General features: G+C 32.6%; 16 protein-coding genes. 1 reads left to right on the plus strand and 15 read right to left on the minus strand.

What is annotated here, in order from left to right:
• Positions 1-2: 2 nt before the first annotated feature.
• The 3 genes from GMA11_RS05660 to GMA11_RS05670 form a co-directional block, all read right to left on the minus strand.
• Positions 3-2,426: an exonuclease domain-containing protein gene (locus tag GMA11_RS05660; RefSeq protein WP_163546252.1), complete on the minus strand. Its 2,424-nt coding sequence runs from the start codon at positions 2,424-2,426 to the stop codon at positions 3-5.
• Positions 2,427-2,654: 228 nt separating this feature from the next.
• Positions 2,655-4,472 carry a DUF2207 domain-containing protein gene (locus tag GMA11_RS05665; RefSeq protein ID WP_163546253.1) on the minus strand — a complete coding sequence of 606 codons (1,818 nt, stop codon included), beginning with the start codon at positions 4,470-4,472 and terminating at the stop codon, positions 2,655-2,657.
• A gap of 436 nt (positions 4,473-4,908) precedes the next feature.
• Positions 4,909-6,627 carry a phospho-sugar mutase gene (locus GMA11_RS05670; protein WP_163546254.1) on the minus strand — a complete coding sequence of 573 codons (1,719 nt, stop codon included), beginning with the start codon at positions 6,625-6,627 and terminating at the stop codon, positions 4,909-4,911.
• Between the two features lie 162 nt (positions 6,628-6,789).
• Between GMA11_RS05670 and GMA11_RS05675 the strand changes: the two genes are divergently transcribed.
• A complete protein-coding gene (locus GMA11_RS05675) occupies positions 6,790-7,401 on the plus strand; it encodes a YitT family protein (protein ID WP_163546255.1) in 612 nt (203 codons plus the stop codon).
• 62 nt (positions 7,402-7,463) lie between these two features.
• Here the strand turns inward: GMA11_RS05675 and mutS are convergent, their stop codons facing one another.
• The 12 genes from mutS to holA all read right to left on the minus strand — a co-directional run bounded on the left by mutS (position 7,464) and on the right by holA (position 20,960).
• Entirely contained in the window at positions 7,464-10,019 is a 2,556-nt protein-coding gene (gene mutS, locus GMA11_RS05680) for a DNA mismatch repair protein MutS (RefSeq protein WP_163546256.1), read from the minus strand.
• A gap of 14 nt (positions 10,020-10,033) precedes the next feature.
• The gene (locus GMA11_RS05685) at positions 10,034-10,975 is read right to left on the minus strand and encodes a bifunctional oligoribonuclease/PAP phosphatase NrnA (RefSeq protein WP_163546257.1); all 942 of its coding nucleotides are present in this window, start codon (positions 10,973-10,975) and stop codon (positions 10,034-10,036) included.
• An 11-nt stretch (positions 10,976-10,986) separates the two neighbouring features.
• Positions 10,987-12,306, minus strand: a complete 1,320-nt coding sequence (locus tag GMA11_RS05690; RefSeq protein ID WP_163546258.1) for a DRTGG domain-containing protein — start codon at positions 12,304-12,306, stop codon at positions 10,987-10,989.
• A 63-nt stretch (positions 12,307-12,369) separates the two neighbouring features.
• On the minus strand, positions 12,370-12,717 hold the full coding sequence (locus tag GMA11_RS05695; RefSeq protein WP_163546259.1) for a DUF1831 domain-containing protein: 348 nt from the start codon (positions 12,715-12,717) through the stop codon (positions 12,370-12,372).
• An 18-nt stretch (positions 12,718-12,735) separates the two neighbouring features.
• Positions 12,736-12,909, minus strand: a complete 174-nt coding sequence (locus GMA11_RS05700; protein ID WP_163546260.1) for a hypothetical protein — start codon at positions 12,907-12,909, stop codon at positions 12,736-12,738.
• Between the two features lie 49 nt (positions 12,910-12,958).
• The gene (locus tag GMA11_RS05705; protein WP_163546261.1) at positions 12,959-13,453 is read right to left on the minus strand and encodes a dihydrofolate reductase; all 495 of its coding nucleotides are present in this window, start codon (positions 13,451-13,453) and stop codon (positions 12,959-12,961) included.
• 181 nt (positions 13,454-13,634) lie between these two features.
• A complete protein-coding gene (gene udk / locus GMA11_RS05710; protein WP_163546262.1) occupies positions 13,635-14,258 on the minus strand; it encodes a uridine kinase in 624 nt (207 codons plus the stop codon).
• Positions 14,259-14,316: 58 nt separating this feature from the next.
• Positions 14,317-15,450, minus strand: coding sequence for an endolytic transglycosylase MltG (gene mltG, locus GMA11_RS05715; RefSeq protein WP_163546263.1), 1,134 nt, complete (start codon positions 15,448-15,450; stop codon positions 14,317-14,319).
• A gap of 30 nt (positions 15,451-15,480) precedes the next feature.
• Complete coding sequence (locus tag GMA11_RS05720; RefSeq protein WP_163546264.1) at positions 15,481-16,599, minus strand: cysteine desulfurase family protein; 1,119 nt, start codon at positions 16,597-16,599, stop codon at positions 15,481-15,483.
• Between the two features lie 9 nt (positions 16,600-16,608).
• Positions 16,609-17,652, minus strand: a complete 1,044-nt coding sequence (locus GMA11_RS05725; protein ID WP_163546265.1) for a hypothetical protein — start codon at positions 17,650-17,652, stop codon at positions 16,609-16,611.
• Positions 17,645-19,897: a bifunctional glutamate--cysteine ligase GshA/glutathione synthetase GshB gene (gene gshAB / locus GMA11_RS05730; protein WP_163546266.1), complete on the minus strand. Its 2,253-nt coding sequence runs from the start codon at positions 19,895-19,897 to the stop codon at positions 17,645-17,647. The genes GMA11_RS05725 and gshAB overlap by 8 nt, the downstream gene beginning before the upstream one ends.
• Positions 19,854-20,960: a DNA polymerase III subunit delta gene (gene holA / locus GMA11_RS05735; RefSeq protein ID WP_163546267.1), complete on the minus strand. Its 1,107-nt coding sequence runs from the start codon at positions 20,958-20,960 to the stop codon at positions 19,854-19,856. Before holA ends, gshAB begins: the two co-directional genes overlap by 44 nt.
• Positions 20,961-21,131 lie beyond the last annotated feature (171 nt).

The raw sequence follows: 21,131 nt of genomic DNA on the forward strand, positions 1-21,131 counted from the left end.
TATCATTGATTTAACAATGTTTCTAGCGTTGCAGCTGTGATTTGACAATCTTGCACTAAATTTTCTTTAATTTCATCTTGATAAGGACTATTTATCATACGTTCATCTAGCACAATCATCTCTCCAGTGCTCTGTGCCATTTGTCGAATAAAATAACGCATCGTCATAATCATTTTTGGTAATGCTATTGTTTTAAAATAATGCTCTGTTCCATTTAATAAAAAATGTTTGCTAACTTGTGCCTGTATAGAATCTGGTGCTTCGAATGGTAATCTAACAATAATCGCACGTTCAATCAAGTCGTATTTTGGTTGAATGAGTTGCCATTGATGCCATGTGACATAAACAGCATGAGATGTTTCACCTAATTGTAGCCATACTTTTTTAGAATTGGCATGCTCAATGATTAAAGCCTGTGTTTCCATCTCTTTTACTTTTTCTAAAAAGCTCGTTGAAGGGACGATGATAACTGTATTTTTGATGGATAATTTTTCTAAAAGACGTATGGTTTTACGCACTAATAAATTTTCTTTCACATATATTTTAGGCACATAATCAGTTAGGACATGTAAAGGAACTAATGGATTTGTATGTGCTGTTTTCATGACATTTTTATCCAGCTGAGTATCGCCAAGCTGTTTTTCTAAATAATCAAATGTCGCTTTATTATCCATGCTAATACTTGTATAAATCAACTTATCAACAAAGGGATACACATGCTCTTGCATAAAGTGAGCACTCGTATATTTTTGACAAATGCATTCATAGTGCATATATATATCTTGTTTTTTTATCAACATCGTCATATAGTCATCGGATATTTCAGTTTCTAGAACAGATTCAAGATATTGTGCTCCTTCAACAATTTTCATTAGCCCCGAACCTTGTTTTATTTTTGCATTAGCAATGACTTGTTTTAATGTATCAAAACTTTCTTTTAAAGAATACAAAATTTCTTTCTTTATTTGACTTAGTTTATCAATATAAACGGTTTTAATCATATCATCTTCTGGATAAGGCATAACTGGATATTGTTTTTTTAGTAATGTCATGAATGATCGGAAACCAGCGAGCACTTTATCGAGCATAAGCACAATATCCATTGCTTCTTGTTTACCAGCGTCTAATTCATGTTGATATGTATGCATATAGCGTCTTACTTCTTGATAATAACGTGTGTCATATAGTTTGGTTTTAAAATACTGTGTTAATGTATCATTAAAATATTGCACATCGTCAATAAATACATTTACTTTTTCAATTTCTTTTAAAGTATCAAGATACGCCAGAAAATCAAGATGCGTCGACACGACACATGTCGATTGTTTTATTTTTTGTACTGCTCTATCAAAAAAATAAGTATTTTCAGGATAAGCGTGCGTTAATCGATAAAGAAATTTATTGGGAAAATCCAGTTCTTCTAAATCACCTGTTTGTGTTTGAGTTAACCACACTAACACACAACATAAATAGCGTACTTCTTGAAAAGTCAAGTCTTGTGGTATCGTCAATAAATATTCTAAAGCATTTAAGTCTAGGTAATATTCTTTTGTTTTAAAATAAGGCACCTGATAAAGTTGTGAAATACTTTGAGCCAATTCTTTGTGATGTACCAAAACAAAGGTTTTTTTATTTAAAGATGATAAAATCGAAAATACATCGTCCCACATGCGATTTGCTTCATGTTGTTCTAATAATTTATGTTTATTGTCTGTTTCATCTAATAAATAGTCCAATAGCTGTTGTTTTAATACTGTATTTTCTGTAAGTATTGTATGAGATTCTGGCTTTATCACATCAGTCTGCGGAAAGAAACTATCTGCTTCATGGTCTTTTATATCGTCAAAAAACAAAGACATGGTGTCTTGTTTTCTTTTTAGTAAATCGGAAATTGTTGTACGGGTTTTATCATCTAATCTTCCAAAATCGCTTTGCATTTTTACAAATAACTGTGCCGTTGCGAATGCATCCTCACCAGCATTATGCTCATGCTCTAATAAAATACCATGTACTGTCGTCAATCGCTTCAACCCATACGATTTTTCCATTGGATAAATAATTTTTGCAAGTTCAATTGTATCAATACGAGGCATTGAAAAATTCATAATACCTACTCGTTCAAATTCTTTTTTTAATAAGCCATAATCAAAATGAACATTATGTGCTACAAAAATACATCCTTCAAGTAATGTATATAAATAATCCGCAATATCACTAAATAAAGGCGCATCTTTCACTTGTTTATTTGTAATACCCGTTAATTCCGTAATATGAGATTGAATGGATACTGGAGGTTGTACGTCAAAACATAATGCTTGTTCAATTTTATGTTCTTCGACAAGCGTTATACCGACTTGAATAATATGTCCTACTTGCCCAGAAGAAATACCTGTTGCTTCTAGGTCAACAACTGCGTATTTATGCATCATAACCTCCTTACTCATTTACTCACTTTCGCCTTATTTTACTAAATTTTCATATAAAATACTAGAGCAAACCATTTCGCTACCTTGTGCCTATAATAAATTGTGTTAGCAGAAGTAAAATCTATCAATACAATTTAGTAAAGAACCAATAAAAAGTGGTAAATCGACTCGCTAAGATGTCAATTTACCACTTCATTTACTGCTTTATTGATGTTTATTTATTTTGAATTAGAACCCACCCATACTAGATCCACCACCAAATCCACCTGATGAACCACTACTAAAGCTGCCACCTTCTCCGTGTGAATTGATAGATGCTGCAGTTGTATTTGCTTCATTTATAGATGATGTAAAATCATTCATAAAAATATGATCATAGAAAAGTGGTGTTGTGCTAGGGTTACCAATCGTACTAGGTATGCCCTCTGGAAACACTCTATTTAAATGAGCAATAACTTCTGTAGCTACGCCTAAAGACGTTGCATATACTAAAATATGATCCCAAATGACAATGGATTCAATCTCAGCACGATTTAATGAACTAATATCAAGAAGCATCTGTTTAAAAGCATTCCATTGTGCAAGTTCATATTCTTGCTGTTTTGTTCGTTTTACACTAAATGTACGATTTAACAAAACAACACCAGCACTTGCCAATAACACAAAGCCTACAAAACCAAAGAGCAAATATTTAAGACTAATAAAAAGTGTTGCAGCTAATACACAGACAACAATGGCATTGGAAATAACTGTGTATGCAGAGCTAAAACGTGTCTTTGTATCTGTATATTCGAATGGATATTCTTGTACAGCATCTTCAAATAAATCCATAGAGTCATTATAAAATTCTGGATGTTCATCGGCATAGTCTTGAATATCTTCTAAATAAACAACGGATTTCCCTCTACCAATATCATTAAAAATAAAATCAATCAACACTTCTTCATGTTCGTACAATGTATCTGGTTCTTTCACTAAGGTAAATCCATAACCATTTCTACCATCTATAATGCGAACACATTTTTTACGAACTAAATCTAATAGAGTTGCCCCAACATCTTCACTTGCTATATAATCATGATAAATTTTATCTGTCATAATAGCAGGTGTAATATCTTTTGGAATATCATATAGATGATTTGGTACATAAGGGATGCTTTCTTTCCATTTTTTATATGGTCTAATCACAAAAGGATAGACACCTATCAATGTTAGTCCTAAAAAACCTGCAATATAAGGTGAAACCGTTTCAGCCATTTGTTTGTTTTTAAGACGCTCTGCTTCTCTTCTCATTGGCTCTTGTGCTAAATAGGCTTCCTCAGCAATGATTTTGTCCCATTTATTTTCATTTATTAAATGGAGATTGCTAGCTGTAACACTAGGCGGAAATAAGACATGTGCTTCAACAAACTGCCCACTTGAATTATGGCTTGTCGTTATTGTGACACCTTTATAGTCATCATCAATTTTCACTTCTCCATTACCACTTCCACCATGCGCCCATGCACGTAAAGTTTCTTTCGTTAAAGACTGTGGCAATGTTATATGAATATGTATGTTTTCTTGAGGAATTTCAAATCTTTTCCCAATCAATTTTCGATTAAATTCGGCTGCATCTAAATAATTGATAATATAATGCTTTAATCTATATTTAAAAACAAGACGTTTTTGTGTATCTTCCATTGGTAGAAAGATTTTAAATTTCAAATAATCACCGTTATTATCTAATAAATACGTTTGTGGATTTTCAGACTTATTTTGTGTCAATGGTATCAATTCATTATTTTCAAGTAATGATACGGATATATCTTCTATTTGTGTTTTATTTGACCCATCTTCTCGTTTATCTAAATTATAAAATACACCATTATATTTTCCATAAGCATCATAAAGAATACTTTCCGTTATATCGACATCACCATTTTCCTGTATTTGTGCATCAATTTGATAATCTTTTATCGTTAGTTCTCTTGCATAACTCACTTGAAAAGGTACTATAAACAAAAATAAACTAAAGATAAAAACCCATTTTGTATATTTTCTCATTTTCTTCACCCCGTACTTTCTACACTATAAGTATAGCATAAAACGGAGGTGAATAATCGTACTTTAGGTGTATTTTATGTCGCAAACACGAAGGAATATAAAAATGTAAAGTATGCAATATGAACGACTAAAAACAGAAATGCTCCACATATACATATCGTGCGATGATGTTTTCATCTCAAGGCACTCATCGCCAATACAACACTGGATACAATAGCCAGTATATATAAATACGGTATATAGTGATGATACATTTGAACGTTCATAAATGCGAAAATATCGCATAAACACATCACTAAAACTATTGCATAGACCTTTTTTTCATTTTGTTCCCACTTTCATTTTATTCCCCTACCTCTAACTTTATATTTCATTATCACTGTACGCAAAAGCCAGATAAACATACCAATACTGTATTTTATCTGACTTCACGCTATTATTTCACCAATGTATCAATGTCTTGTTTAATGGTAAACAAAGTCGTTTCTGCTGTTTGTAAATCTTGTGCTTTTACACCAATATAAAATTTGATTTTTGGTTCTGTTCCACTTGGGCGAATAGCAACCCATGTCCCGTCGGCTAAAAGATATTTTAAAACGTCTGATTTTGGCATATCTAATGGTTTCACATCTCCATTTTCCAACGTGATTGCCGATGTGGAAAAATCTTGTGTTTCGACAATTTGAATACCTCCAAATGTTTGGAGAGGTTCTTGTCTGAATTGTGTCATTAAGGCTTTGATTCTAGCAATACCTTCAATGCCAGCAAGTGTCACAGAAATTGTTTTTTCTAAGAAGTAACCGTGTTTTTCATATAATGCTTGTAAACCGTCATATAATGTTTTGCCTTGTTTTTTATAGTATGCAGCTACTTCTGCAATCAATACTAATGCTTGAATGGCGTCTTTATCACGAACAAATGATTTGACTAAATAACCATAGCTTTCTTCAAAACCAAACATAAAAGTTTTACTTCCGTCTGCTTCATATTGTTTAATTTTATCAGCAATAAACTTAAAGCCTGTTAATACATTAACCATTTCTGCACCATAAGATGTTGCAATTGCTGTTGGTAATTCACTAGATACAATAGATTTTGCAATAACACTATTTTCTTTTAAAGTACCTGCTTGTTGATGTGCATTTAAAATGTAATCGACCATTAAAGCGGCAATTTGATTTCCTGTTATTACTTGGTATTCGCCATTTGGTAGTAAAACGGCCGCACCCAAACGGTCTGCATCTGGATCAGTTGCCACTAAAACATCCGCTTGTTTTTCTTTTCCTAGTGCAATAGCATAATCAAACGCATCAGCATCTTCTGGGTTTGGTAAGCGTACTGTTGAAAAATCAGCATCAGCTACGGCTTGTTCTGGTACAAGATAGACAGATTCAAAACCTGCTTGTTTTAATGCTTTTTCACCAAGCATTTGTCCTGCTCCATGAAGTGGTGTAAAGACAAGTGTCATTTTTTGACTCATTTCTTTTACAAGCTCTTTATTGATTGTCACAGTGTCTACATGTTCTAAATAACGATTATCCAGTGCATCTGATTGCCAGTGTAATAGATTTTGTTCCAGTAATGCTTCTTCTGATAACACATCAATCGTCAATGGATTATCAATAGAACGAATAAATGTTGTTAATGCATCGGCATCTTGTGGTGGCATTTGTCCACCGTCTTGTCCATATACTTTATAACCATTGTAATTAGCTGGGTTATGACTTGCTGTTATCATAATACCGGCAAAGGTTTTTAATTCACGTACCGCAAAGGATAATTCTGGTGTTGGTCTTAATTCTTCAAAAACATAAGCCGGAATACCGTGCGTGCCTAATACACGAGCCGATTCAATCGCAAATTCTTTTGATTGATGTCTAGAATCGTAGGCAATGGCAACACCACGTTGTTTTGCTTCTTCCCCAACACTTTCTATAAATAAGGCTAACCCTTTTGTTGCTTGTCGAACTGTGTAAATATTCATTCGGTTAATACCTGCACCTAGAACACCACGCATACCTGCCGTCCCAAAACTAAGCGGTTCATAAAAAGCATCTTCTGCTTGTTTATCATCATAACAATTTAAACTTTCTTTTACTTTCTCATCTAAATTATCAAAATTTTTCCATTGTTCATAGGTTGTTTCCCAACTCATACAGTAAAACCTCTTTCTATTTTTTGTCATTAAAACGTTTTATTTTTGTTATTTATATTTTATTATATTCCTTGATATTAAGCAAGATTGATACGTTTTCACTTGACCTATTTATAATAAATAGCATACTATGTAAAGTAAGAACTCATCATGGAGGGAACTATGTATAAACAGCTCGCTAAATCGCTTATTTTTTATCTTATCTCCGCACTCGGTATTAGTTTGACTATTAAAGCCAATATAGGTGTTAGTAGTTTCAATGCATTAAATGTTGCTGTGTCAGATGTGACACAGATTAAAGTTGGAACAGTCACGACAGGTATTAACTTTTTCTTTTTAAGTATGTGTGTTTTTCTTGATAAACAGCGTACAATTAAAAAATATGTGTTAATGATTGTGTCCTTAATCTGTTTTGGGAATGTCGTTAATATCATACTCTATTCGATTTTAGCGAATGTTCATATAACGATATACCCTTTACAAATTCTGACTTTTATACTAGGAACAATTATTGGCGGTATTGGAACGGGTCGTGTTTTATATTACGGCACACTAAAATTTCCAATTGAAACACTATGTCAATTACTTGAAGCAAAGACAAAACTATCTTTTTCTTTTTACAGATATAGTATTGATGTCGTATCCGTTATTCTCTCATTAGGATTATCTTTTTATTATCATCTTCCTTTATATGTAAGAGAAGGGACAATCATTAGTTTATTTTTACTATCAAGTGTTATCCATTGGGCAAACAGTAATTTCCAAAAACATTAAGCATATCGTAAAATCCCCCTAGACGAACTGCCATTATGTTGGTTCGTCTAGGGGGGTTACTATCACATCAATTTCTTTTGTAATTCATTCATCTTTATCATCACATCCATTGGAGTTAAATGTGACATATCCATTGTACGTAGTTCTTGTAGGACATCTTTTTCTTTTAACTCCAACTCTTCAAATAAAGATACTTGTTCTTGTATCGGTTCTTTTGAAATCGGTACATCTTTTTGACCCACTTCTAATCGCTCTAAAATATGTGTTGCTTCCAATAACAATTCCTTAGGTAATCCGGCTAATTGTGCAACATGTAATCCATAACTTTTATCTGCTGGGCCTTCCATTAGTTTATGCAAGAAAATAAGCTCTCCATTTTCTTCAATCGCACCTACATGAACATTTCTTAATCCTTTTAGTTCTTTATCTAAAACAGTTAATTCATGATAGTGAGTTGAAAATAATGCTATGGCGTGCACATGATGATGAACATATCGTAAAATAGCTTCTGCTAGTGCCATACCGTCGTATGTTGCCGTTCCTCGCCCAATTTCGTCGAATAATAACAAACTTTTTTCTGTGGCATATTGTATAGCTTGATTTGTTTCAAGCATTTCAACCATAAATGTGCTTTGTCCAGAAATCAAGTCGTCTGCTGCACCAATTCGTGTAAAAATACGGTCAAAAATTGGTAATTCTGCTGTATCAGCAGGAACAAAGCAACCCATTTGTGCCATAATGACCGTCAGTGCTAGTTGACGCATAAAGGTACTTTTCCCAGACATATTTGGACCTGTTATCAATAATAATGTATTATCGTCTGACATGACTAAATCATTTGGAACATATTTATGGATGCCAATAACTTTTTCAACGACTGGATGACGTCCATTTTTAATAAAAATGGTTTGTTGATGTTGATGTAAGATTGGCTTCACATAATGATATTGTTCGCTGACATACGCAAAAGATTGTAACACATCAATGCTGGCTACTTGTTTTGCCAATAATTGTAAAGCAGCACTGTATTGTTTGATTTGTTCACGAATAGATACAAATAATTCGTATTCTAATTGAACAGATTTTTCTTCAGCTTCTAAAATAATACGTTCTTTTTCTTTTAATTCGGGAGTTATAAACCTTTCTGCATTCGCTAGTGTTTGTTTACGATCGTATTGTCCTTCGGGCAGTAAATGTAAACTTCCTTTCGTCACTTCGATATAGTAACCAAATACTCTATTATACCCAATTTTTAATGTTTTAATACCAGTTTTTTCACGTTCTTGCTGTTGTAAGTTCGCAATCCATTGTTTGCCATTAACCATTGCATCACGATATTTATCTAATAACTCATCATATCCATTTTTTATAACGCCCCCTTCTTTTGTAGAAATCGGTGGTTCGTCTATAATGGCATTTTCAATTAAATGAGTAATATGATCTAAAGAATCCATTTGTTCAAGCGTATCTGTCCATTCACCTGTTTCATTCATCAATAATAAATATTCTTTGATCATTGGAATTTGCTCTAATGACGTTTTGAGTTGTATCAAATCTCTTGCATTTACACTACCAAAAGACACACGTGCTACTAATCGTTCTAAGTCGTAAACCGATTTTAAGGCTTGAACTAAATCCATTCGCTCAAAATAGTGATTCATTAAATTCGCCACTTTTTGTTGACGACTTTCTATCTTACTTTTATCAATCAACGGCTTCTCCATCCATTGACGAAGCATACGTCCACCCATTGCTGTTTTGGTTTCATCTAAAAGCCATAAAAGACTTCCTTTTTTAGTCTTTGTGCGAATACTTTCCGTTAATTCTAAATTGTATTTAGCATTATAATCAAGTTTCAAAAAATGATTGATTTCATATACTTGAACAGGTTGTAAATGAACTAAACTTCTTTTTTGCGTTCTATTCACATAAGCTAATAATAATTGTACAGCTTCTAATTGTTGTTTATGATAAACTGGCTCCAAAATTGTTTCAAACGCTGTACTATCCATATTCTGCTCTTGCTTAGAAAGAACATAAGAGAAATGTTGTTGCAATTGTTTGATGATCGCATCTGGCAAGTTATAGTAGACAATTTCAAAAATATCCAAACTGCGTAATTCATTCAATAAACTCTCATCATTTGAGGTGCTTGTCACTTTTATTTCACCCGTGGCAATGTCTACATACGCCAAATGATACCCTTGTGCATAGATAAGCGATGCTAAATAATGATTTTTTTTATCATCTTTATTTTTAGGATCTAACACTGTCCCCGGTGTAATAACTTGTACCACATCACGTTTGACCATACCTTTTGTTAACTTAGCGTCTTCTAATTGTTCACAAATTGCAATTTTGTAACCTTTGTCGACGAGTGTTTTTATATATTCTTGTGCGGCATGATGAGGCACCCCGCACATAGGCACCGGATTTTGTGCATTTTTATTGCGTGATGTTAATGTAATTTCTAATACTTCTGATGCAATTTTAGCATCATCATAAAAAAGTTCATAAAAATCGCCTAGGCGATAAAACAATAGACAATCCTTATAGTTTTCTTTAACAGAAAAATATTGTGCCATCATAGGTGTCATTGTTTCTGTTTGTTCACTCATTGGATAATCCTTTCTTATTTTTGATAGTGTTCAGCTGCTTTTTTTAATTTGGAAATAATAATTTTCACTTCATCTAAATGCTGTGCATTCGCTCCGCTCGCCAATGGATGTCCTCCACCATCATGTTCTTGTGCAATACTGTTAATCGCAGGTCCTTTAGAGCGTAAGCGGCATCTGTATTTTCCGCTTGGCTGTTCTACAAAAATGCCCCAACAACACACATTTTCAATAGTACCCGGTAAAGATACTATCCCGGCTGTGTCTTCATCTGATAGTCCATATTTGGTTAATAATTTTTGAGATAGGACAATATATGCGACGCCTTGTTTTGTATATTTTAAATGTTGTAATACATAGCCGGATAATTTTGCTGTTTGGATAGACTGCGTTATCATCGCATATTGAATATCTGTCGCTGAAAAATCATAATTTCTTAGAAAACTTGCTAATTGCATTGTTTTTCTAGATGTTGATTCATATAAAAATCGTCCTGTATCACCTACAATACCCGCGTATAAGTGCCTTGCAGTTTCAGATGTTATCATCAAACGTTCTTCATAAACCCATTGTGTAATCATTTCACTCGTACTACTTGCTTTTGTATCCACATAAGAGATGTCACCATAAGGTTCAATATCAGGATGGTGATCAATTTTTACGAGAGTTTTCCCAAGCGTAAATCGTTTATCATCAATTCTAGGTGTATTAGCTGTATCTGTCACAATAACCAATGCGTTTTTGTAACATGAGTCGTCAATCTGATCCATTTGTCCCATAAAAGCTAAGCTATCTATATCTCGACCCACACAATAAACGTGTTTGTCTTTAAAATTTTCAGTAATAATACCTGCTAATCCTAATTGTGAACCAAGAGCATCTGGATCCGGATTTGTATGTCTATGAATAATAATCGTGTCATGTTCATGAATATATGTGGATAATTGTTTAAAAAACATGCCTATCTCCTTTATGTTTTACTAATGACTTGATAAGAAACAACCGCTTTTGCCACAAGTCTATTTTCATTATAGACACCGACATCTATTTTTGTAGAACGTCTATTAGCATCTAAAACATCACATAAAATATGTAATTTATTTTCATTTTGTATAAGTTTAAAATAATAAAGTTGGAGTTGTTCTAAAATAGCTCCTTGTTGATACATTTCATAAATCATTCTTTGGGAGCTTTCTGTAATAATTTCTGCTAAAACACCGTAAGAAATTGTTCCGACACTGTTTAACATTTGTGGTTCAACTTGAAAAATATATTCTTTTTGTTCAAATCCACTTTCATCAACACTATTTAAATTGGAAACAATTTGATCCTCAATGGTATTGCCTACTTGTGGTTGTCGTTGAGATAGTTGGATAGCTTTCATAACATCTCGCCGTGAAATAATGCCAATAAATTGCATATTATCTTCAACAACAGGCAATACATCTAACCCGTCCCAAATCATAATATGGGACACACTCGCAATACTCATATATGTTTTAGCAACAACGGGCGATTTGGTCATTACTTTTTCAATGCTCATATAATCGGGTCTTCTCATAACATCTGCTGCAGCAACAATACCTACTAGTCGTCCTTGTGGTGTAATAACAGGAAAACGTGTATGGTTTGTTGTTTGTGTTAATTCACGATATTTTGCTACGGTATCATCTGTTGTTAAATAAACACTATTATGTAATTCTGTATAAATATTTTCAACAAGGACAATTTCTTTTTTAATAAGTTGATCCGACATAGCACGATTAATTATCGTTGCTACAGTAAAGGTATCGTACGATGTTGTAATAATTGGTAAACCTACTTGATTGGCTAGAGAAATAATATCTGGAGTCGTTTCAAAACCACCCGTGATTAAAACTGCTGCACCACTTTCTAATGCTAAGCGTTGCACACTCGTTCTATTTCCGACAATCATTAAAGAATCAGGTGTAATGTAACGAAGCATGGCATCTTCTTGCATGGCACCAATAATAAATTTATTTAATTGTTTTGTGATACCACTATGTCCGCCTAAAATTTGTCCTTCAACAATTTTTTCGACGGCTTCATACGTCAAACTTTCAAAATTACGTTTTGTTTTTCTTTCGACACGAATCGTTCCAACACGTTCAATCGTAGAAACTAACCCTAATTTTTCAGCCTCTTTTATCGCTCTATACGCTGTTCCTTCGCTAATTTTCATATTTTTGGCAATGGAGCGTACAGATACTTTTTCCCCTACAGCCAAACTATCGATAAATTGAATAATAAGTTCATGTTTCGTCGGCATTTTCTTACCTCTTTCTACACCTACTATATTGAAAATGCACTCATCAAAGATGAATGCATCCTATTAATTGTTTACTTCAACTAAGACATCACGATCAACTAAACCGTCCAATGTAAATTCAAATTTTTCAATAATCATCTCGTTATTTTTTAATTTGTATAAATCAACAGCATTTAAACCATTGCCTGTTGTCGTAGAGATTTTTAATTCTTTTAAATCTTTTGAAACAGTAATTTTTAATTTGAAGTTCTTCTTTTCTGCTCCAATAACATCAAGTGAACGTTGTAATTGAAAGTTTCCTGCTTTTGTTTCTTCAAAGCCATTATCACGTAATGTATATTTTTTACATTTATCACTAATAGAATATGTTTTGTTTAATCCTGATACGGTTACTGTTTGTTGAAATGCCATAACGATCTCCTTATATCTTTATTTTTTTACTGGTTGTATTTGTTCGCTTTTCATTGATGTGTTTTTAACACTCTCAACATGTTTTGCATCTAATAACGATGATACGATGAGTAGCAATGATAATAAAAAGACGCTAAAAATAAGTCTTAATGTATCTTGCGATATATTTGTTTTTTGTATTCGTTTTTTCATACGTCACCTACTACTATTGATATATCTAGTTTATCATATTTTACCTAAATTAGCACTTATTAGAATGACGCTTATAAATTAAAAAGTAATGTGGATAGGCATTTTTTTCATCAATAACCCCTTCTATGCGTTCGATCAATTCAAATTTTGTCATATCCAATTTAGGCATATAAGCATCACCGTCAAATGTTTCATCAATAATTGTTTGATAAATCATATCCACATTATCAGCAAACATACTAAATACTTTTGCACCACCTACAATATAAATATTTTGTTGCTGACTTAAATCCATAATATCTTGCACACAATGACAAACCTCTGCACCTTCTACTTGATAAGATTTATCGGTAGTTAAAATAATGGTATGTCTATAAGGTAATAATCGTTTTCCCATACCTTCAAATGTTTTTCGACCCATTACAATGGTTTGATGCAATGTTGTTTTTTTAAAAAATGCTAAATCATTAGGCAAATGCCACGGCAATGTTCCTTTATTTCCGATTAGTCCATTTTTATCTTGTGCAAATACAAATATAATCATATATATCTCCTTTTTTCTCGTCTACTCTATGTTACAGATTTCTTTATAAAAAATCTAGTAAAATATATTAAAATCTCTTTCTAATAATACAAAAAAATGATGTTGGCGGGGACCACCAACATCATTTTTCATAAGCGGCAAACGACTTTCACCACTGGAATATCTTATGTTTACATCACATCTAGCCTTCTAAAATACTAGCAATCTTTGTCATAATTAAATCAAGTGCAACTTGGTTAGAAACACCTTCTGGAATAATCACATCTGCTAGTCGTTTTGTTGGTTCGATAAATTGATGATGCATTGGTTTAACAACTTCTAAATATTGTTGAATAATAGAGTCTAATGAACGTCCTCTTTCTTCAATATCTCTCTTAATACGACGAATAATACGCAAATCATCATCTGTATCTACATATATTTTAATATCCATTAAATGACGTAAACGCTCGTCCTCTAAAACAAATAGCCCTTCTAAAATAATGACGTCTTTCGGTGCTTGTAAAATCACTTCCGAACTTCTTGTATGGTTCACATAATCGTATACTGGTTTTGAAATAGATTCAAAATTGATTAGTTTTTGTAAATCTTGAACTAATAAATCTCCGTCAAAAGCATTTGGATGATCGTAATTTGTTTTTAATCTTTCTTCAAATGTTAAGTGATCTTGATTTTTATAATAAGAATCTTGTTCTAATAATAAAATCGACAATCCGGGAAATGATTCTAAAATCTTACGGCTCACAGATGTTTTTCCACTACCAGATCCACCTGTTACACCAATGACAATAGGCTTTTTATTCATAAGTTATTCCTTTCTAAAAAACAGCTTTTGACAAATATGATTTGTCAAAAGCAATTTATTATTTATTATTCACATATTTTTCAACTAAAGCTTCGTGTTCTTGTAATGTTTTCGCAAAATACACAATACCTGTTTTGACATCCGCTACAAAATAAAAATACTCTGTTTTATCTGGATTTAGTGTTGCAGAAATCGCATCTTCACTTGGCGAGTTAAATGGTCCTGGTCCATATCCTTTATATTTATATAGGTTATATGGTGAATCTACTTCTAAATCTTTAAATGTAACCAATTCTTTATGCTCTCCTAAAGCATACAACACACTAATATCTGATTGTAATGGCATATCTTGTTGTAAACGATTATCAAAGACACTTACAATTTTTTTACGGTCATCTGTTTTAACACCCTCTTTTTCTGCTAGAGAGGCAATCGTTAAGACTTGATGCACATCTTTACTACTATCAATCATCACTTGATAATAATGTTGCATCACACTATCCATTTTTTTGACCATTTTTTCAATCATTGATTTTGCTGTATCATCTTTAACATAATCATACGTTGCAGGGAATAAGTATCCTTCTAATTTGTATTTTAAATCTGTCATTTTAGACATACTTGTCAATAATTTTGGATATTTTTGGACTAATTCATTTACAAAAGTATCGTCTTTAATGGCTTCTAAAAACTCATCTTTTGTAATAGGTGTAGATTTGCCAATCGTTTCAGCAATTTGTGAAATTTGATCTCCCTCACGTACAAGTACCGTTGCTAAAACAGCATGGTCAGATGTTCCTCCACTTTTCAATACACCGATAATATCGTCAAGCGTCATAGATGGAGATAAAGCATAATTTCCTGCTTTTAAAGTCCCCACATCTTTTGTTTTTAAATAAAAATTAAACACTGTTGCATTGCGAATAATTTTCATTTCTTCCAATGTTTTAGCTAAATCTTTCATAGAAGAACCAACAGATACATTTACTTCAATTTTTTCTTTATTATTTGTATCATACGGCTGTAAATTGTACTGAATAGCCCCGTATGCTGTAATAGCCCCTATCGTTAGCACACATAAAACAATCGTTACAATAATAAAGACAATTTTTCTTGAAATACGGTTTTCACGATCGTATCTTTGCTTTCTCGTTCGTGTTTGTCTTTCTAAATCACTTTTATTATAAGACATAGTAACTCCTTTTTTCCTATTTTAGTGTTATTATACTGCATATTTCTTCAATGTTTCAACTAAAGTTTTTATTTCTTCTAAAGTATTCATTTCTGAAAAAGAAATACGTAAAGATTCACTTGCTCTTTTTTCATCTTGAAACATGCTCAATAAAATTCTACTTGGTTTTAAACTTCCTGCAGAGCAAGCTGAGCCTGCAGATACCATAATACCCGATAAATCAAGCTGAATCAACAATTTACTTGCAGGAATACCTTTAAACCACACATTCACAATGGTTGGGACTTTTCTTGTTTCTTCCATAGAACCGTTTACTTCATAATCAATCTCTGTTTTGGATAATTCACTTAATAGCGTTTCTTGAAGTTGTACTATGTGCTTTTGTTTGTCTGTCAAATGCAGTTGTGATATAGCTTTAGCAAATCCAGCGATACTTGCGACATTTTCTGTACCAGACCGAACGCCCTGCTCTTGTCCACCACCATGTAGCAATGGTTGTACACGAACACCTTTTTTCACAAATACAAATCCAGTACCTCGTGGCCCATGTACTTTATGCGACGATACACTTAGCATATCTGCGCCTAATTTTTTAACATCTATGGGTAAAATACCATAAGCTTGAACAGCATCTGTATGCAATAAAATATCTTTATCTTTTAATAATTCAGCAATTTGTTCGATAGGCTGCACTGTCCCAACTTCATTATTTACGTACATGACACTAATAAAACTTGTATCTGGTCGAATCGCATTTTTGACATCTTGAATAGAAATAACTCCCGATTTATCGACTGGCAAATACGTCACATCAAATCCTTTTTTTTCTAATTCTTCCACTGTATTTAAAACCGACGGATGCTCAATTATGCTTGTAATAATATGTTTTTTTGTCACATCACGATACGCCAAACTATGCAAAGCAAAATTATTTGATTCTGTTCCACCACTTGTAAAAATGAGTTCATCAGATGTTGCACCAATGGATATCGCCAAACTCGTTCTAGATTCATCTAATATTTTTTTTGCTTGTCTGCCCGCTTGATATGTACTAGACGGATTTCCATAAACATTCATCATGGTATCTGTCATAGCACTAATAACGTCTGGTAGTGGTATTGTTGTTGCTGCATTGTCTAAATAAATCATATTTTTCACCTATTTCCATGACACATCAAGTGTTAATAACTGTTCTAAATTTTCGAGATTTTGTTTATCATGTTCAAAGACATCAGAAAATTCCATATTAGGCGACAACAATTTTTTTGCTTGTTGTACATATTTCTTGCCTTTTTTTAAATCTTTTTGTATATACAATACATACATTGCATGAAGCAATGGTTTTTGTGCCAAATACTTCATCAATGTTTTGTCTTTATATAAATTTGTTGCTTTTTCTATATCACCTGTTATGATATATGTTTCTAGTAAGATAGCATTGGACATCGCTCTTAAAATATCATTTTCTGTAAATGAACCGTAGTATTCCAAAGCTGTTTTTACTTCATCAAATTCTTTTTTATAAAACGCTTGAGTATAATACTGAATATAGGCTGCTTCTACTAAAATCCCTTTTTCTAATTCGGGTAATACCAATTCAAAATTTGTTAATTTTTCACTGTTTAATTCTGCTTCATATAGTCGATTATTTTCATAGAATAAATCAAAACGTTCAGGATGTTTTTTTAACTCCTGAATACGAGCACCGTCTGTAATACCCATTGGAAAACTATTCATAAGAAATAAAAAGACATGCATCATTGCAAAAGGAACATATAACAAACTTTGACGAACGTAGGCTAAGCCAAAAAAGAGAATACAAAAACAAATATGTGTGATTAGTCCTCCACGAAGCATCCATAAAGAGTGGTTCTGTCTATCTTTTGCGATACCTGCATATTGTGCAGCACCACTAAAAATGGATGGTTTTTTTATGAAATGCCATTCTCCACCTTTTTTAAACCACTGAAATGAACCTATTCCTATGACTAGAGTACGATAACCTGTTACTTTTCCAAAAAAAGTATGTCCTAATTCATGTATGATATAAAACACATTTAAACTTATAAGATACACACAAAAATATAAGATAACTAAAGGTAATTCTTTTAAAGAAGCAGCAATAAAACCTGTTAAAAAAGCTGTTAAAAAAAATAAAATTGTTAGAACAATCATAAATCCTGTTTTATATTTCTTATTCATACCAATCGTCCTTTTCTGTAAATAACATTTTTAACACATCTGTTGTCAATCGTCTTGATTGGCCTTTAGCTGGAAAAATATGCATCATCATCATTGGATTAAAGTTTGCTTCAATAATGCCATAATTAGAGTTAGAAGAAGCCGGTACTTTTATATCCGGAATAATTAAATCGACACCACACACTCTTGCAAACATCGCTTTTGTAATATTCTGTGCAATATCTTTATAACTACTATCCACCTCATCTGTCATATCAATAGAATCTCCACCCGTACTAATATTTGAATTTGCTCTTAAATACGCTATTTCACCTTGATTTAAAACAGTATTCACAGTAAACCCTTGTTCTTTTAATTGAAGTTGCTCAATATCTGATAATTCAATTTGTTTCAGAGGTGTTGTTTTCCCATCACCTCGTAAAATAGATTGATTTTTCATATCGACTAACTCTTTAATCGAATGTAGCCCATCTCCAATTACATTAGCTGGTACACGTAATAAAACAGCTTTCGTTTTACCATCAATGACAAAGAAACGATATTCTGTACCCGCTATAAAGTCTTCAATCATGATTTCTTTATCTTCTTTCAAGGCAATCGTGACAGCTTGTTTAAAATCTTCTTTATCACGCGTCCCATTTTGGAAAATAGTGATACCTAAGCCATAGTTTGTTGATTTAGGTTTAATAACAATCGGTTTTCCAGACACAAGTGGAAATTGTTCCATTGCTTCATCAACCGTTTGACATTGAATGCTGTGCGGAACTTTAAAACCTGCTTTTTCAAGAACTTTTTTTGTCACAACTTTGTTTTCCATAATCAATGGTGAAATATAACTATCCTTACTTGTCATATTCCCATTTTTAACATATTCATCATGATTTCTGTATGTTAGTTTTAAAAACTGATCATGTTCATCTAACAACTCAACATGTATACCTTGTTGAATTGCATCTGCCATAAAGGCTTGTGTAGATAGTTCCATATTTGAAAAAGCACTCAATCCAAATGGTTTTTCAACTGCCTCTTTTTTGTATTGTTTTGCCAATGACAAACCTACTTCGAGCATATCTCCTTTTTCTTCATACAACATCCATAATTTTCCTCCGACTGTTTCCTCTGGATATAGAAGTTGATGCTGTTTTTCACAAATAATATCAATATCTTTTTGAGAAAACTGACAGTACTGTGCCATATCTAAAAATTGTTCAAATAACCATTGTCCTTCTTCGATATAAAGTGGTAAATCAAGTGGATGTGATAATGCTGTTTTTTCACTTTTTTCTTTACCTAGCATTATATTTTCATCGCTTTCTTCTAACCACAACATTAACATAATAAATAGATGAATAAAACGTGCATCTTTTTCCAAAATACCGTAAGGTGCAAAAGGATTTAAATCAAACAAGCGATATTCGACATATTGAATGCCTTTTTCTAAAAATTCAACAACAGACGATGCTCCTCTAAAGCGAACGCTTGAGTAAAATTCTTTTTCGGCAATTAGTTTTTTCGTATCTACAAGTTGTCTAAGCGACGTCACATAGTCTGTCAAGCTATCAAAAGATACTTGAATATCGTCACTATTCACGTAGCCATATCGGCTTGCTCGAATACTTTTTACGGGTTTGTTTAAATGCTCATGATGGTCGTAATATTTTTCATCTACTAAAGAGGACGCTCCCAATAGATAAACCAATACCCATTGATAACGCATAAACCGTCGAGCGACTGTCATATAAACATTATTTTGAATATCTGAAAGGGTTTCGGTATCTTGTTTGAGTTGTTCTAAAAAGGCTGTTGAAAACCCCATATTAAAATGTATGCCTGATACCATTTGTTTATATTTACCATATTTTTTAGATAAATACTCACGATAGGCAGTATCCGTTTCATTTAATTGTGCTTCTAAAATATCTGTTTCATGTGGCAGCAACATCGGCATACTTAAAGGCCAAATATACTCATCCTCTGGTAATTGTCGTAATGTCACTTCATGAATGGCACTTAAATATCTCAATGCATCTGTTTCTGATTGGGTTGTTGCTGTAATCAATTCAAGTTGTGATTCTGCAAAATCCGTTTGAATATATGGATGATATGCTCTATCTCCAAAGTTTTTAGGATGCAATGTTTTGGCAATATGTCCTGAACTTGTTACACGTTGCCCTTCTTTTTCAATACCAAATGTTGCTTGTTTAAAAAGACCTTGTAATTGTTTTTGTAAAATTCTCTGTTTCATTTTCTGACTCCTGTATCATTGTTTTTAACAACGCTAATTCAAGTAATAGGTGTTTATCCGTTGTGTTTGTTTTTAATGCATAATCCGTTTCTGATAATATTTGATAATAAACAATCATATCCTTTAAATGATAAGCATTCGACTGTTTCATCGCTAGTTGAACACGATATGGATGCTGCTTTAATTGTTTAATAATATCTTGTTGTTGATAGCCTTTTTTTTCTAAAATTGTGACTTGCATCAATAATCGAAACTGCCCTAATAATAAAGCAAGTAACTTAATCGGTTCTTCTTTTTGTAAAATCAGTTCTCGATAAATCAATAATGCCTGTTCCACATTTTTTTTCAAAACAGCCTCAACAAGTGTAAAGACATTACTTTCCAAATGTTTGGGCACTAGGGATAATACACTATCTTTTGTGATTTTCTTTGTATCCATTGTTGCTAAAAATAGTTTATCCACTTCATTCATTGCTAAAGATAATTGATAATCGACTCTCTCTAACAACAACGTCAAAACCTGTTTATCAATAGCATATCCTTCTGCTAAAATAACATCTTGTATAAAATGTGACGTTTCTTTTTCAGACAGTGGATTAACATCAATGTATTCTGCAACTTTTTTTAATTGTTTTACGACTTTCTTACGATTATCAACTGTATCAAAAGGAGCCAAAACAACTAAAATTGTATCTTGATTTGGTTCTTCTAAATAAGTTAAAAAAGTTTCTAACGCTCCGTCTGTAACAGATTTTGTTTTTTCTTGTAATAAAAAGGTAGGTTGCTCTAATAGAATAACTTTCTTTTCTCCAAAAAAAGGCATGCTCAATGCATCTTCCACAACATATTCTAAACTTGTATCTTGTGCATTATAAATGGAAATATTTAGCTCTCTTTCCTCTTGCGTTAACACATCATTTAAAAATGTTTGTTTGACTAAATTCATCAAATATGTTTCTGTACCTTGAACAAAGTATACCGGTTCTAATTGTCCTTTACGAATCTTTGATAATACTTTTTGCACTTTCTCACCTACTCTTCCATATTGTTGATATTGTATCATAAATTCAGCTATTCTTATATACGAATTGCTCTATAATCAATAGCACAAATTAAAATGTCGACAGTCTTTTTTCGTATCAGACGTTAAGTTGTACGGCTTACCACGATGTACACGATACATCGCTCGTTCTCTACTACGTGTGAGAACGAAGCCATTCGTACCATAACGTCT

Source organism: Granulicatella sp. zg-ZJ (assembly GCF_010892355.1).
Taxonomy (GTDB): Bacteria; Bacillota; Bacilli; order Lactobacillales; family Aerococcaceae; genus WM01.